Source organism: Bacillus sp. S71 (assembly GCF_016625265.1).
GTDB classification, from domain to species: domain Bacteria; phylum Bacillota; class Bacilli; order Bacillales; family Bacillaceae_G; genus Bacillus_A; species Bacillus_A cereus.
Genome location: NZ_JACVUW010000008.1, coordinates 117,797 through 133,641 on the forward strand (window position 1 = coordinate 117,797; position 15,845 = coordinate 133,641).

The following is a 15,845-nucleotide window of genomic DNA, read 5'->3' on the forward strand; positions in this document are numbered from 1 at the left end:
CGATAGTGGTAGGAACCTTTTTGTTTAATCAAATTTTAATTTTTTTAATGCTTCCGCAAATGGGTTGTTTAATGGTTCTTCCTCTTTGTTCTGTTGTTTCATATATTTTTGAACGTCGCGCTTATCAGCTTTGTTTCCAGATTCTTTTTTACGTCTTTCTTGGAATGTAGAAAGTTTTTCGCGATAGCCACATTTACATGCGAAAATTTGGCCAGCGCCTTCACCACGTAATTCTAGTTTCTTCTTACATTGCGGACAGCGAGCGTTTGTTGTACGAGATACATTTTTACGATGACCACATTCACGATCTTGGCATACGAGCATTTTTCCCTTTTTGCCGTTTACTTCTAGCATTGGTTTACCGCAGTCTGGACAAGACTTCGTTGAAATATTGTCATGTTTATATTTTTTATCACTCGATTTAATTTCAGAAACAATTTCTTTCGTATAGTTCTTCATTTCAGAAATGAATACTTCTTTTTTCAGCTTACCTTTTGCGATAGCCTCAAGTTTTTGTTCCCATTCACCAGTTAGTGTAGGGGATTTTAACTCTTCTGGTACTAAATCAAGTAACTGACGGCCTTTTGAAGTAATATGAATATCTTTGCCACGTTTTTCAATTAAGAACGAATTGAATAGCTTGTCGATAATATCAGCACGTGTCGCTACAGTACCTAATCCACCAGTCGATTTTAACGTATCAGCAAGTTGTTTATTTTGCGTATCCATATATTTTGTAGGATTCTCCATTGCTGAAAGTAAAGTTGCTTCATTAAAGCGTGCAGGTGCTTTCGTTTGGCCTGATGTTTGCATAAGTAACTTTACAGTTAATGTATCGCCCTTTTCAATGTGAGGCAGAAGCTGCTCTTTTACGTCATCAGTTACATCATCGTCTTCAAATCGATTTTCGTATACTTCCTTCCAACCAGCATGTAAAATCGTTTTTCCGCGTGCAATGAACGTTTCACTACCAACTTTAGTACGTAATGTTAGTTGCTCGTATTCGAATGCTGGGAATAACACAGCTAAGAAACGTTTTACAACTAAATCATAAATTTTGCGTTCTTTATCTGTGAATGCTGAGAAGTTAACGTATCCTTCTGTTGGAATAATCGCATGATGATCGCTTACTTTACTATCATCAACAAATGATTTGTTAGGTTTGATAGGCTTTTGTAATACTTTATGTGCGAAGGGACGGTATTCTCCAACACCACATGCTTTTAGACGTTCTGGAAGTGTTCCAACGATATCAGATGAAATGTAGCGTGAATCTGTACGAGGGTACGTTAGCACTTTATGCTGTTCATACAATTTCTGCATAATATTTAATGTTTCTTTAGCAGAGTAACCGAACTTTTTATTTGCATCACGTTGCAATTCAGTTAAATCGTAAAGACCAGGAGAGAATGACTTCTTCTGTTTCTTATCAATTTCCACAACAGTAGCATGTTGTTTATCTAAACTTTTTACAATACCATCAATTTTTTCTTTATTAAAACTACGGCTATTGCCATTTGCATCTTGCCAAGTAAGTTTGAGTTTCTCCATCGTTTGAGCTTCGATGCCGTAGTAAGTTTGAGCTTTGAAGTTCTTTATTTCATCCTCACGACTAGCAATCATAGCAACAGTAGGGGTTTGTACACGGCCGCAATTTAACTGGGCATTAAAGCGAGTCGTTAAAGCACGAGTTGCATTAAGACCGATATACCAGTCAGCTTCTGAACGCGCAACTGCTGAAGCGTATAAATTGTCATAGGCTTTACCTGGTTTTAAATTTGCAAAACCATCTTTAATTGCTTTATCGGTTACAGAAGAAATCCATAAACGTTTGATTGGTTTATTTAGCTTAACTTTATCGATAATCCAGCGTGCGACTAATTCCCCTTCACGTCCAGCGTCTGTTGCTACAATAATTTCATTTACATCTTTTCTAAGTAGCTGACTTTTTACAGCATTAAATTGTTTACCAGTTTGTTTAATAACCGTTAATTTCAAACGCTCAGGTAGCATCGGTAAATCTTCTAAATTCCACTTTTTATATTTCACATCATAACTTTCTGGATCTGCTAATGTAACGAGATGACCTAAAGCCCAAGTTACAATATATTTACTACCTTCAAGATAGCCGTTTCCTTTTTTATCACACTTCAGTACACGAGCAATATCTCGTGCAACGGAAGGTTTTTCAGCGATTACAATACTTTTTGCCATTTAATTGAACTCCTTTATTAACTATATATCGTCTAATATACCACAGTTTTCAAGAAGAAATGTAAAGGAGGCTCCTATCTTATAGTCAGATGTTTCTTTCTAGAAATTCCTTTTAAAATTATTAATTGAACTAATATTTTTTGATTAGTTGATTAAGTGGGGATGGGATTTTTATGGGATTTATCCCGCATTAACGGGCAGTAAGACCCCCACCTCAAAATTCAGTGGAAGCAAAGAAGTTAGGTAGGGTCGGGCTGCCCGTAAAAGCCCGATTGGTGAAGGCTAATAATCAGTGAGGGATGAACAAAACCCCACTGATTAAAGTTTCACTTTATTATTTAGTGCTCCTTTTTTGATCTTATTAAGAGTATCAAAATATAAGAATACATTTTGATACATGAGAGAAAGTGCTCATGTATCATATTTAAAAATCTAAAAAACTATTTTTAGAAAATTCTATAAAAGGACATTGCGTATATTTAACTATAATGGTAAACTTTAGTAGAACCCGGGGGATGTTGAGAAGAAGAGTGGAATTATTATTTTCATATTAAAATTAAGTGGATGTTCAAGGAGGATATTTATAATGAAAAAAGTTATGATTATGAATCTTATTGGATGTAGCGCAGCTACTGCATCAGCAATTATGGCCGCTTTAGATTGGATTTCTTATGCTTCTTTACTATTGTCTCTAACTGGAATTGGTGCTGCAGCTTCTGCAGCTGTTTGGAGCTATCGTGCTACAATTTTAGGAATGACTAGAATGGGTAAGAGGGCTGCAGCAAGAGCTCTTTAAAAAGGACATTAGGGGGGCAAAATTGCCCCCTAATTATGATGAGGTGTATTCTAAAATTTAATTTTAGAATGATATGTTTATAGGGTATTAGAGTTATGTAATAGAAGAGGCACACAGCTATTTGTGTATTAAAAAACATAACGATTTATTAATTTACTTATATTAGGGAGATAAAAATGTTTAAGTTAATACATAAAAGGGGCATAAATTTATTATCTTTTTTGCTACTCATTCTAGTAGTGGTCGCAAATTCACTTTTTACAATTAAACAGTTTAAAGTTATTGAAGAATTTCATAAAATGGAAATGCCGTTACAATTATTTACAGATTCTTTTGTCACAGTCTTTTTAATTTTAATACAATTGGTTGTGAGTATTACAGTGGTAGTAATAGAAACATTATTTATTACTTTTAGTACAAATTTTATTACTCATAAAAAACTAAAATTCAGCAATTTTTTTCCAATAATAGTTTCTGCGAATATAGCATCTGTGTTATTAAATATGGTTATTTTTTCGATTGCTGGTTTAAACAATTTATACGATGTTCAATGGATAGGGTGGTCTCCAGGATCTCAACTATTTTTGGCAGGTTTTGTTTATCTATATTTACTTAATTTAGATGATTCTATTTCGAATAGATTGAAAATAAAGCTAAGTACAATTATATTTTTAATAACTTATGGTTTGACAGTTATCTTTCAAATGATGATTACTTTTATTTAGTCTAAATAACTTTAGGAGGGTGTAATAGATGGAAAAGAATTTTAAGTTTAAGATGAAAGTAATGTTAGTAGTATCGATTTTATTTGGTGTAGTAGCGGCATATAGTTTGATAAAAACTGTTATAAATTTATTAGGAAATTAAAGCGGATGAAATACTTTAAATTTAAAAGATTGATGAAAAAAAGAAAAGCATTTGCAAATATGGAAGTTTTATTTGGGGATTTTTTAAACAAATTTGCCGATGGCGATAAAAAATTATTGCTATCTTTTTTTTATAATATAAATATATGTATTACATTTGTTTCAATTTTGGCACCAATCTTTGTTTATGAATTAATGCATTATTTTCGTTCGTCTATAAATCCCTTTTATAGTGCGACTGTCTATCTTTTTTTAACAATTTTGATGACAGATATTAATAATGATGATTATGATTCGGAAGAAATTGAGAATATTTCTCAATGGATGCATAAGGCTCAAAACAATAATTTTAAATTACTTATCATAGAAAAATTGCTACGGACATTTGGAACAAAAATTCTTTTTTATTGTATTTTTAGTATCATTTTTATGGTTGAGCTGCAGTTTAGTAACATAACAATATTTATATATGAATGCTTGGTGATAGTAATAGTTTCAGCGATTATTCTATCAAAATTTTTATGGAGTAATCATCAGATTATCTTTTTCTTTATTCATGGACCAAACTATACGAAAAAGAAAGAGCATATAATCAAGTATCAAAACGGCAAGCAGTTGGATAAGTATCGAATGGCGTTAGCTCGATCTTGCCAAAATAGAACTTTCTTTTTACATATATTTTATACTTATCTGTTTGCAATAGCTTCACTATTGATAATCGGCATTTTAAATTTTTATTTTAGCATTAATAAAATTATTATAATTTCCGTTTATTTAGCTGTTGAAAGTGCGATTCTTAGTTTTCTATCTCAAGGAATTATAAATAGCTCAAAAATGTTACAAACTTCTAACTTGAGTGATTTTTATTATATAAGGAAGTTTGATAAGAAAACATATTTTGAGGATTTACTTTCCAAATTTCTGTCAAGAAAGCTTATAGTAATTCTAATTAGTTATTATATTGGTGCATTTATGTTTTATGGAACTTCATTGTTTACAGGTATTACTATTTTTGGTTCAACAATTATTTACTTCTACTCAATAAAAATCATAACTAAAAGAGTATACCGCTTTAAAAAATTATCAATAGAAGATATAAAAAATAATTTCTTTATGTACTTTTTTAATCCTATTGAAGATTTGTTAGTTTTAGGTTTACCATTTGTAACATGTAGTCTTGTGGCTGTTTATTCAATGAAGCTAGGGAATTTATATCCTGTAATGGGCTTTTTTATCGTTTATTCTATTTATTTGGTATTTTATAATTTCCTAAAAAAAGAGAGGTAAAATATGCTGGAATTAATAAATATAAAAAAAAAATATGGTGAATCAACTTATATTTTTGATGGAGTAAATTTAAAGGTAGATGAAATGAAGATTTTAGAGTTAGTTGGTAAAAATGGGATAGGAAAATCAACTTTATTGAATATAATTGGTGGAATGACAAAGTTTGATGGGGAAGTTATATTAAAGAAATCTTCATTAAAGAACGATTTTAAAGAGTATATTGCAAATGTCTCATTAATTGGTAATACACCGTTCTTATACGAATATTTAACGCCTTCGGAAACAATAGATATGGTACTATCTTTTATTAATAGAACTAGATTAGATTCGTCTTTAGAACATTTGATTCAAGAGATTGGGCTTGATAAATATCAAAATACATATACACGTGAATTATCTTTGGGAACTAGACAAAAGCTGTCATTAATATTGGCTCTTCTAGCTTCACCTAGCTTAATTCTTCTTGATGAACCTTTTGTTAATTTTGACATTAGGTCAAGGAAAGTTACTTTGGATTATTTAAAGGATTACATAATTCAAAATAGATCAATTTTAATTTATGCCACGCATTCAACAGATGTTGATTTAGCAAATTTTTCGGATGGAAAAATAATTTTAAAAAGGGATGAGCGATTGAATAAATTAATTTTGGAGAGTGATAACTGTGAAACCTAAATTATTTATCCTTTGTTTTATTGCTTGTTCAGTTATAGGGAGTTTATTTTTCTTTCTGGGGTTTTTATTGCTGCCTAATGAACAGTTTAGTCCTAATTTAAAGCCCTCTTTCATTACAATTTTTGGTAATAATTTAGAAATTCATTTGTTTACACTAATTTTCTCGATTATTAGTTTTGGCTTTTTTTCTTTAATTTTTTTATTTGAACAGTTTTTTTACTTAGGGTTTTCTTTCCATAGCTTGATAGAGAGAACGTCTTTGAAAACAGCAGCATCTTATTTTGCAGGTCATGGAATAATTGAGATCATAAATATGTTTTTTACTGCAACAATAGGTGTATATGTAGCGGTATCCATTATTAATATAATTAGAAAAAAAGAACTTAGTAAAAATTCTTTTATCATATTAGGGAAAAAAATTTTGATTTTACTAGTCATAGATCTAGTACTTTTATTTGTTGCTGCATTATTGGAAACATATTTATCTCCGCTATTAGTTGATAGAAGTTATATAATTTAATTTATTATGATTCAGATTCATATTTTTTACTAAATTACACCGATAGGGGAGCAAGATGAAGAGACTTACAACGAAATTACAGTAAGTCTCTTATTTTGTTATGTAAATACAAATTGTAACTTCAAAAGTTTAATATATTTAAGAGTAATTTTTTTATCTTTTTAATTGAATAGATAAATTTATATTAACGAAATGAAATTGTTAACTTCTTCGATGGTGTGTACTTCATTTATCTTCTATATAACTTGGATGGAGCAAAGAAGTTAGGCGGGGGTCGGGCTGCCGTAAACGCCCGATTGGTGAAGGCTAATAATCAGTGGGGGATGCCCCCACTGATTAAAGTTTCACTTTATATGGAAAAGTAAAGAACTTGTTATTTTACTAGAATAAGAGTAGACTTTGAAGTAGATGAATAAGAAACACATGGGAGTTTGTGGATACAAACTGAGAGTATGGCTACTAGTCCGTCATTGACCATTTGAACCTGTTGGATAATGCCAGCGTAGGGAGAGTGTAAAAGCACATGTTCAGGCACTTTGCGTACGCGCAAAGTGTCTTTTTGTGTATCTCCCATCATTATAGTTAGGAGATGAAAAGGATGAATATGAAAGAAATTAGTAAAGTAGTGGATTTGGTGAGAGAATCTAATCCGCTCGTTCATAATATTACAAATGTTGTTGTAACAAATTTTACTGCTAACGGTTTGTTGGCACTTGGGGCATCGCCTGTAATGGCGTATGCAAAAGAAGAAGTAGCAGAAATGGCTAGCATTGCTGGAGCGTTAGTATTAAATATGGGGACACTTCGTCCTGAAGAAGTAGAAGCGATGCTACTCGCGGGTAAATCAGCAAATACGAACAATGTGCCAGTACTATTTGATCCAGTTGGTGCAGGAGCAACTTCGTATCGAACAGAAGTTGCGAGACATATTCCGGCTGAAATCGATTTAGCAATTATCCGCGGAAATGCAGCTGAAATAGCAAATGTTATTAATGAGAAATGGGAAATTAAAGGGGTAGACGCTGGTACTGGAAATGGAAATGTTGTAAGTATTGCAAGGCAGGCAGCAGACGAACTAAATACAGTTGCGGTCATTACTGGAAAAGAAGATGTTGTTACAGATGGAGAGAGAACTATTGTTATTCGAAACGGTCACCCTATTTTAACGAAAGTTACGGGAACAGGTTGTTTATTAACGTCTGTAATAGGAGCATTTGTAGCAGTGGAAAAAGATTATGTAAAAGCAGCAGTAGCAGCATTAACGTTTTATGGTGTAGCTTCGGAACTGGCAGCTGCTAAGACCGTGGAAAAGGGACCTGGTAGTTTCCAAATTGAATTTTTAAATCAGTTAGCGAATACTACTGCTGGTGATATTGAGAAGTATGGAAAGATTGAGGAGTTAGAGTAAGGGGGATGAAACATACGATGCGCATTGAAACAAAGAAAATGTCTAAGTTATTACAAGTGTATTTTATTATGGGAAGCAATAACTGCACGAAGGATCCTTTAGCTGTATTGAAAGAAGCGTTAGATGGTGGAGTGACACTTTTTCAGTTTCGCGAGAAGGGGGAAGGTTCTTTAATCGGAGAAGATAGAGTGCGCTTTGCAAAAGAATTGCAGACGCTTTGTAAGGAATATAGTGTTCCTTTCATTGTAAATGATGATGTAGAATTAGCCATTGAATTAGATGCAGATGGTGTTCATGTAGGACAAGATGATGAAGGAATTACATCTGTTCGTGAAAAAATGGGAGATAAAATTATCGGCGTATCTGCTCATACAATTGAAGAAGCACGCTTTGCAATCGAAAATGGAGCAGATTATTTAGGCGTTGGACCTATTTTCCCAACGAGTACGAAAAAAGATACGAAAGCGGTTCAAGGAACGAAAGGATTAGCTTATTTTAGAGAACAAGGAATTACAGTGCCAATCGTTGGTATTGGTGGGATTACAATTGAAAATACAGCGGCAGTTATAGAAGCGGGTGCGGACGGTGTTTCAGTTATTTCAGCAATTAGTTTAGCTGAATCTGCGTATGAAAGTACGAGAAAATTAGCTGAAGAAGTAAAGAGAAGTTTGTAGAAAAGGACATGTAGTATTTTAAGTGCTACATCGAGAAGTAGACTGCCCCAAAAATTTAAACAAACGTTTGATTAAAAAAGCACAAACCTTTTTAAATAAAGGTTTGTGCTTTTTCTTTAAAACATAATTGAAATTAAGAGCATTCCAATTCCGATAGAAGTAAATGTTGCAATTAAGCCTGGAATCATAAAGCTATGATTTAATACGTATTTACCAATACCTGTTGTACCGGTACGGTCAAAGTTAATGGCAGCAACGATTGTTCCATAGTTCGGAATGAAGAAATATCCATTTACTGCAGGGAACATCGCAATCAGTAGCGCTGGTGGAATACCAAGGGATAGTCCAAGTGGCATTAAGGCACGTACTGTTGCTGCTTGGCTGTACAGTAAAATAGATAGAATGAATAGTGCGATGGCAAATAGCCAAGGCGCACTTGTTACTAAATGCTGAATAGATCCTTGAATCATATTTAAGTTTCCGTTAAAGAAAGTATCTCCCATCCAAGCGATACCGAAAATAGCAACAACTGCTGTTGCCCCTGCTTTAAAGACGTTACCAGACACAATGCTTTCTACATTTGGTTTACAGAAAATAATAATAAGAGCCGCGATAGTTAACATAACCATCTCAATTGTGTTCGGCATGGAAAGGCGAGCTAACTTCCCATCAACTATCCATCCTGGACGAAGTGCTTCAAATGAACCAAGAAGTACAACAAGGAAGGTTCCTACAAGGAAAAGGATAACTGATAATTTTGCGCCCTTTACACCTACAAATTCTTTTTTCTCTTCAAGCTTAGGAATCATTCCTTCTTTTAATCGTTTTAAGTATTCAGGGTCCTCACTTAATTCTTTTCCCATCTTACTAGCAACGAATGCTGCTAACATACAAGCAATGAAAGTGGAGGGAATACTCACTTTTAAAATATCTAATAAAGTGATTTTATAGTCAGCTAACATTGCTAAAAGAGCAACTGTGGCAGCTGAAATTGGACTAGCTGTAATTGCTTGTTGAGAAGCGATTACGGCAATCGACATTGGGCGTTCCGGTCTAATCCCTGATTCACGAGAGACTTCTGCAATAACAGGAAGTACAGAATAGGCAACGTGACCAGTGCCTGCACATAGTGTGAATAAATAAGTAACAATTGGAGCAAAAAAAGTAATACGCTTTGGATTTTTTCGTAATGCCTTTTCAGCTAGATGAACAAGATAGTCCATTCCTCCAGCAGCTTGCAAAGCACCAGCGGCTGTAATTACTGCCAAAATCATAAGCATTACATCGATAGGAGGCGCGGTTGGTTGTAAGTGGAAGACAAAAACGAGTATTGCCATACCAACTCCACCCATTACTCCTAAACCAACTCCGCCTAGGCGTGCACCAATAAAAATACAGAGTAACAAGGTAAGAAATTGTAGCCAAAACATGATAAACTACCTCCGAAATTCATTAGTTAAGATATATTCGAATAGTTTAATTTGAATGAAAATTAAATAAATACCCGAAGAAATCCTTGTTGTTTATACATTTTTTATTATATAACACAAAAAAAGTAACATTCACGTACTTTTTGAAATTATTTTGAAAAAGCAATGCGTTAAAAATTGTATTTATATCTCTAAATAAGTAGACATTTTGATTTATATGTTGTAATCTTTGAAAGAGAATAAATTAATTCTCATAGAACTCCCATATCGTTCAACTCGTTCAGCGAGAAAGGCAAACTGATGGAAACATGAGGACGCAAAACTACAGGAGCTAAGGTCGAAAGGCTACGCTAGCCAGTTACCGGACGGATAGGGTTGGTCTTGGCCAATGCTTTTACATTGGCTTTTTTTTATTCTCGAACATATTGAGAAACATTTTCAAACAAAATATTCATATATTTTGTTTTTTTGTTTATGTTAATTAAGGAAGGTGGATATTAATGAAAAAATATTGGCATAAGTTATCGTTCCTTCAAAAGAACGTCTTATTAACCGTATTAGTTATTTTGACACTTGTTGGAAGTATGGGTGCACTAAGTTTCAACATGTTTCAAAATAGTATGATGTCTTTATTTGAAAGGCAGTCTATTGAAACAGGAGAAATAGTATTGAAAAAATTGGATGTAGAATTAGTTAGAGACATGGCGAAAGATCCTACAGCCGAAAAAGTGAAAAAAGAAAAGTTAACAGAGAAATTAGATGAAGTGTCAAAAGAATTGAAAAGTGTTGGACAAACATATGTTACAGGAGCAAAGCCGAATGAAAAGCGAGAATTACAACTCGTTGGTTTGACTACAGAGTTAACAAAAGCGTTCCCTATAAAGCCGGGAGATTATTATGAACAACCCGCTCATTGGATGAAGGCATACGATAAAGTCATTGATACGAAAAAGGCCCAAATGACAGAAGTATATGAAGATGAAATAGGTTCGTGGGTGACAATATTAGAACCAATTACAGATGGAGAAAACAATATTGTTGCAATTATTGCGGCTGACTTAGATGCTTCCATTGTTCCTATTACAAAAGAGAAGTTTATGATACAGGGCTTACTCTTTATCATTATTTCATTAGCGATTGCGACTATTACTCAATTCTTTATCGTGCGTCACTCATTAGCGCCATTAAAAGATTTACGAGAAGGGTTACGTAAAATTGGTGAAGGTGACTTGAGTATTAAATTAAAAGAAAGACCAGATGATATTGGAATTATTAATGTTTATTTCAATAACACGATTGAAAAGTTTAAAGGGATTATAGATAAAGTAAGGCAAACTGCTGAGCAAGTTTCTTCTTCTTCACAAGAATTGTCGGCGAGTACAGAGGAAAACAGCATGGCAGTTCAAGAGATTGCAAGTTCTATTGAAGGTTTAAGAGTAGGGGCACAGTCTCAAAAAACTTCAGTACAACAATGTTTAGGGATTGTACATGGAATGGAAGATAAGGTAGAAGAGATAACTGGGGCTGCGAAACAAGTTGCGGTTGCTTCTGAAGGTATGGAGCAACATTCAATTGAAGGTAATGAAGTGATTGGACAAATTATTAATCAAATGAGTTTAATTCAAAATGCAGTACAAGATTTATCTTCCATCATTTATTCGTTAGAAACAAGGTCAAAAGAAATTAGTGATATCGTAACTGTAATTACAGGTATTTCAAATCAAACAAATTTATTAGCTTTAAATGCTTCTATTGAGGCTTCACGTGCTGGAGCAGCGGGGAGAGGGTTTGCAGTTGTTGCTGATGAAGTACGAAAATTAGCAGAACAAACGGAAGCGTCTGCTAAAGATATAGCGAAATTAATTGGTGAAACACAAGCTGAGACAGAAGATGCTGTAGTTTCAATGCAAAAAGGTTCAAAAGAAGTAGAAACTGGAATTTCACTTGTTCAAAGTAGTGGGAATTTCTTTGAAAAAATCTCCAAATCAGCGCAATCTGTTACAGATCAAGTAAAAGCTGTTTCGGGTAATTCGAGTGACATTTTACAAAATAGCCAGAATATCGTTCAAGTCGTAAATGAATTATCACATATTGCAAACACTTATGCCAACAGCAGTAGTAATGTTGAAGAAAGCATGAAAGAGCAAGAAATATCAGTACAAGATATTGCAGAATTAGCGACTTCTTTAAGTTGGCTTTCTCAGGAATTACAAGAGCTTATTGGTGAGTTTAAAAGCGAATAAGGAGAAAGTTCAATTCTAATCAAAGGGGATATCTCCGCTACTGATTATGAATTGAACGAATCTGCCCGTTAATAAGGGATGAAAAAGGTGTGAATTTTCACACCTTTATTATATTTAAGAGAGGAATTTACATAAATATGAAATTAGCAATTTCTTATAATGAGATGGTAAAAGAATTTTTAGGGAAAGTAGAAGGAAGTATTAAAATACCTAAAGATGTGCAAGGAACGGAACTTAGGATAAAAAGGAAAACTGAACTATTTCCAAATTTGACTCATATTGTAGATTTAATAGGAGCGACTGCAACGTGGTTATATCATATTTCTAAAGAAAAACATATTGTCGTGCTTTATCATGTAAGAGGAAGTTTATTTCCGATTACTATTGAAGTTTCTAATTTTCTCTCCTATGAAAGTTTGAATTTACAGATTGAAGAGCAACTGGAACAAATTAAAGAAATGAATGAGGAAGAAATAGAAGAGTTTCAAAACGGTAATACATTATATGAAATGTCACCTATTATTATTGGTGAAACATATTATGAGCTACAAGACACGAATACATTACAATTTGTATTTAGTAAAAATATGCAAAGTGTAGAAATAATATTTAATAGTGTTAATTGGAAGGAAACAACGATTACTCGTTATGCACAACAAATACAAGGTGTTTTAATTGGTACATCACAAAATAAGAATAATTATATAAATAATTTTAATATTATTACAGAGGCCGAGATGGCACTTTATAGTCAAGTGAATGATACGACAGCAGTATATCCTGAGAAAAGTATCGTCGATATGTTCTATAATACTGTTACTCAATTTCCAAATCGTATAGCTTTATCTTCAAGGGAAGGTACTTTAACTTATGAGGAGCTAAATAAAAAAAGTAATCAAATAGCTCATATGTTAATTAAAAACGGCGTCCAATTAGGAGACTATGTTGGAATATTTATGAAACGTAGCATAGACACAGTAGTAAGTATGGTAGCTATATTAAAAGCTGGTGCAGCGTATGTTCCGATTGATCCAGATTATCCGGAAAGTAGAATACAGTACATTATTCAAGATAGCCAAGCGAAAGTTATATTGATGAAAGAGACGCCTATAACATGTGATGGAGTTCAAACAGTTTCAATGTATGATAGTGAAACTTGTGAAGATATAGATGTAAAGTTGTCTATTCATTGTGATGATGTAGCTTATATGATTTATACGTCTGGTTCAACAGGGAATCCAAAGGGAACGATGTTAGCACATAGAGGGGTTGTTAATCTGTACACTTGGATGCAAAAGCAATATGAATTGACAGAAGAGGATGTATTTGCCCAATTTCCTTCTTTTAGTTTCGATGCTTCTGTATGGGAGTCATTTGCTTCTTTATTCTGCGGAGGAAACTTGTATGTATTATTAGAGGAAGAGCGATTGTCTGTAGAAGCATTTGCAAATGCAATCTATAAAGTGAAAGCAACTTCGATCTTGGCATTAGCAACAATTTTTGTTCGACAAGTAGCAACTTATTTAGCAGAAGAAGATATATATAAGCTAGCTTCCCTAAAAAGAATTGCGATTGGCGGTGAAATGTTGCCTGTAGAGGTTATTAAATTGTGGAGAGAAAGAATAGGTACAAATGTTGAAATTCATAATGTATACGGACCGACAGAATGTACTGTAGTGACGACAACCTATAAAATACCTAGTCAGTTAAATGAGGATGTTGCGAGTATTCCCATTGGTAAACCATGTGCTAATTATCAAGTTATGATTTTGGATGAGAATATGAATCTTTGTCCAATTGGTGTACCTGGTGAATTATATATAGATTCAGTAGGATTAGCAAAAGGGTATTTTAATAAGCCTAATAAAACAATTGAAGCTTTTATTCAGAACCCTTTTAATCCTATAGTTAATATATATAAAACAGGTGATATTGTTAAGTTGTTAGAGGATGGAAATATAGAATTTTTACATCGGAAAGATGATCAAGTAAAGATTAGAGGACATCGTATTGAACTAGGAGAAATCCAAAGTAAAATTTCTCAAAATCATAATATAAAAGAAAATGCTGTGTTTGCTAAGAAGAGTAAGGAAGGTAGCCAATATTTAATCGCGTTCTATACAACTTTAAATAAAAAAGAAATACCAGAATTAGTTTATCAGTTACAAGAGCAATTACCAGATTATATGGTGCCATCTAAACTAATTTATATTAATGAATTACCACTTACACCTAATAAAAAGATTGATGTTAAGAAGTTAGCTCAGTTAGAAGAAAAGTATGAACCGGTTCGTCTACAAGAATATGTTGCGCCTTCTAATAAAGCAGAGAAACAAATAGAGCGCGCTTGGGCGGAAGTATTAGGAATTTCAAAAGTTGGAGTGCATGATGATTTCTTTACAATTGGTGGACATTCATTAAAAGTATTACGAGTCTTAACATTGTTAAAAGAAGATTTTTCACATTTAACAATTCAAGATTTCTTTAAAGAAAGAACGATATATGGATTAGCTCGAATTGAGCGAGAAGTAAAAGTAGAGAAAGAAGGAGTATTTCGTGAATATAAAGTGATTCACGAACCAGATACTATTACGTATGCAAACGTTTTGGAAGAAACCCAGATTTCAAATGTCTTTTTAACAGGAGCTACTGGTTATTTAGGATCACACATATTATATGAATTGTTGAGAGATACATCTGCTACTATTTATTGTTTAGTAAGACCAACCAAAGATGTGCAACAAAGAATTATAGATACATTAACAGGCTACTTTAGTGATATATGTGAAGAATGGTTACAGCGTATACAGGCCGTAGCTGGTGATCTGGGGGAAGAGTATCTTGGGATGAGCGAAGAAGAATTTATGTTCATCAGTTCTAAGATGGATACGATAATTCATTGCGGTGCAGATGTAAGACATTTTGGAGATGTAAAACAATTTGAAAATATAAATGTCCAAGGAACTAGCCGTATGCTAGCATTAGCGGAGAAAGGTGCTACATTCCATTTTATTTCTACAATTGGTATCCCGTTAGAATTAGCGGTAGATCAATGGGATACATACATGAAAACTGGTGATTTTAATTACAGTGTAGACTTAGAGAATGTATATTCAAATAGTAAACTACAAGCGGAAAACATTGTTCGTGAAGCAATGAAAAATGGTTTGCGCGGAAATATTTATCGTGCAGGTAATTTAGCATGTCATTCAGAAACAGGTTCGTTCCAACAAAATATTGAAGGAAACGCATTTTATCGTCTTATTAAAACAATGCTATTAATTGGGAAAGCACCAAATGTGAAGTGGAAAGTTGATTTCACACCAATTGATTTTGCTAGTAAATCAATTGTATCGTATTTAAAAGATTCGCAAATTGTAGGAGAGACGTTACATATTTGTCATCCACATCAAATTGAGTTTGAACAATTTATACAGTTAATTGGAGAGTGTGGATACAATCTTGAAATGGTTCCACTTTCAGAATATGTAAATACCGGACTTGAATTAGCGAAGGAAAATGAAGTAATAGCAGAGTTAATTGCTTCTCAAGTTGCAGGAGATGGAGCGCAGCAATCTGAAATTGTAATGGGTACGCGTAGAACGAATGAATGGATTAAGAAAAAAGAATTGATAGTACCAGCAATCAATAAAGAATTTATACAGCAGTTATTAGCTCATGGTGAAAAAGTTGGATATTTTCCAAAAATAATGAAATGATTATGCATGCTTT

Annotated in this window: 11 protein-coding genes and 2 riboswitches; of the genes, 9 read left to right on the top strand and 2 right to left on the bottom strand. The window is 33.3% G+C overall.

Going from position 1 to position 15,845, the window contains the following annotated elements; translation table 11 throughout:
* Positions 1-24: 24 nt before the first annotated feature.
* Positions 25-2,214, bottom strand: coding sequence for a DNA topoisomerase III (gene topB, locus IBT51_RS18345; RefSeq protein ID WP_200458707.1), 2,190 nt, complete (start codon positions 2,212-2,214; stop codon positions 25-27).
* A 586-nt stretch (positions 2,215-2,800) separates the two neighbouring features.
* Here topB and IBT51_RS18350 point away from each other — a divergent pair.
* From IBT51_RS18350 to thiE, 7 genes are all read left to right on the top strand, one after another.
* Positions 2,801-3,010, top strand: coding sequence for a hypothetical protein (locus IBT51_RS18350; protein WP_090978215.1), 210 nt, complete (start codon positions 2,801-2,803; stop codon positions 3,008-3,010).
* 176 nt (positions 3,011-3,186) lie between these two features.
* Positions 3,187-3,735 (top strand): hypothetical protein, encoded by a 549-nt coding sequence (locus tag IBT51_RS18355; RefSeq protein ID WP_097913222.1) that lies wholly within the window; start codon positions 3,187-3,189, stop codon positions 3,733-3,735.
* Positions 3,736-3,909: 174 nt separating this feature from the next.
* Positions 3,910-5,163: a sugar transporter gene (locus IBT51_RS18360; RefSeq protein ID WP_234472624.1), complete on the top strand. Its 1,254-nt coding sequence runs from the start codon at positions 3,910-3,912 to the stop codon at positions 5,161-5,163.
* 3 nt (positions 5,164-5,166) lie between these two features.
* Complete coding sequence (locus tag IBT51_RS18365) at positions 5,167-5,838, top strand: ABC transporter ATP-binding protein (RefSeq protein WP_090978220.1); 672 nt, start codon at positions 5,167-5,169, stop codon at positions 5,836-5,838.
* A complete protein-coding gene (locus IBT51_RS18370; protein WP_200458709.1) occupies positions 5,828-6,358 on the top strand; it encodes a stage II sporulation protein M in 531 nt (176 codons plus the stop codon). Before IBT51_RS18365 ends, IBT51_RS18370 begins: the two co-directional genes overlap by 11 nt.
* Positions 6,359-6,771: 413 nt before the next feature.
* Positions 6,772-6,884: riboswitch (TPP riboswitch) on the top strand.
* 72 nt (positions 6,885-6,956) lie between these two features.
* Positions 6,957-7,766: a hydroxyethylthiazole kinase gene (thiM, locus tag IBT51_RS18375; RefSeq protein ID WP_089170342.1), complete on the top strand. Its 810-nt coding sequence runs from the start codon at positions 6,957-6,959 to the stop codon at positions 7,764-7,766.
* A 5-nt stretch (positions 7,767-7,771) separates the two neighbouring features.
* Positions 7,772-8,440, top strand: coding sequence for a thiamine phosphate synthase (thiE, locus tag IBT51_RS18380; RefSeq protein ID WP_069354898.1), 669 nt, complete (start codon positions 7,772-7,774; stop codon positions 8,438-8,440).
* A 116-nt stretch (positions 8,441-8,556) separates the two neighbouring features.
* Here the strand turns inward: thiE and IBT51_RS18385 are convergent, their stop codons facing one another.
* Positions 8,557-9,870: an anaerobic C4-dicarboxylate transporter family protein gene (locus IBT51_RS18385; RefSeq protein WP_064532153.1), complete on the bottom strand. Its 1,314-nt coding sequence runs from the start codon at positions 9,868-9,870 to the stop codon at positions 8,557-8,559.
* A gap of 281 nt (positions 9,871-10,151) precedes the next feature.
* Positions 10,152-10,236: riboswitch (cyclic di-GMP riboswitch) on the top strand.
* A gap of 134 nt (positions 10,237-10,370) precedes the next feature.
* On the opposite strand from IBT51_RS18385, the gene IBT51_RS18390 reads away from it, so the two are divergent.
* On the top strand, positions 10,371-12,113 hold the full coding sequence (locus IBT51_RS18390; protein ID WP_000761077.1) for a methyl-accepting chemotaxis protein: 1,743 nt from the start codon (positions 10,371-10,373) through the stop codon (positions 12,111-12,113).
* A 137-nt stretch (positions 12,114-12,250) separates the two neighbouring features.
* A complete protein-coding gene (locus IBT51_RS18395; RefSeq protein WP_197241147.1) occupies positions 12,251-15,832 on the top strand; it encodes a non-ribosomal peptide synthetase family protein in 3,582 nt (1,193 codons plus the stop codon).
* The last annotated feature ends 13 nt before the right edge of the window (positions 15,833-15,845 follow it).

Coding starts and splice junctions, on each gene's coding strand:
- IBT51_RS18395 (WP_197241147.1), top strand. CDS start 12,251: ATGAAATTAGCAATTTCTTATAATGAGATGGTAAAAGAATTTTTAGGG.
- IBT51_RS18355 (WP_097913222.1), top strand. CDS start 3,187: ATGTTTAAGTTAATACATAAAAGGGGCATAAATTTATTATCTTTTTTG.
- topB (WP_200458707.1), bottom strand. CDS start 2,214: ATGGCAAAAAGTATTGTAATCGCTGAAAAACCTTCCGTTGCACGAGAT.
- thiE (WP_069354898.1), top strand. CDS start 7,772: ATGAAACATACGATGCGCATTGAAACAAAGAAAATGTCTAAGTTATTA.
- thiM (WP_089170342.1), top strand. CDS start 6,957: ATGAATATGAAAGAAATTAGTAAAGTAGTGGATTTGGTGAGAGAATCT.
- IBT51_RS18390 (WP_000761077.1), top strand. CDS start 10,371: ATGAAAAAATATTGGCATAAGTTATCGTTCCTTCAAAAGAACGTCTTA.
- IBT51_RS18350 (WP_090978215.1), top strand. CDS start 2,801: ATGAAAAAAGTTATGATTATGAATCTTATTGGATGTAGCGCAGCTACT.
- IBT51_RS18360 (WP_234472624.1), top strand. CDS start 3,910: ATGAAAAAAAGAAAAGCATTTGCAAATATGGAAGTTTTATTTGGGGAT.
- IBT51_RS18385 (WP_064532153.1), bottom strand. CDS start 9,870: ATGTTTTGGCTACAATTTCTTACCTTGTTACTCTGTATTTTTATTGGT.
- IBT51_RS18365 (WP_090978220.1), top strand. CDS start 5,167: ATGCTGGAATTAATAAATATAAAAAAAAAATATGGTGAATCAACTTAT.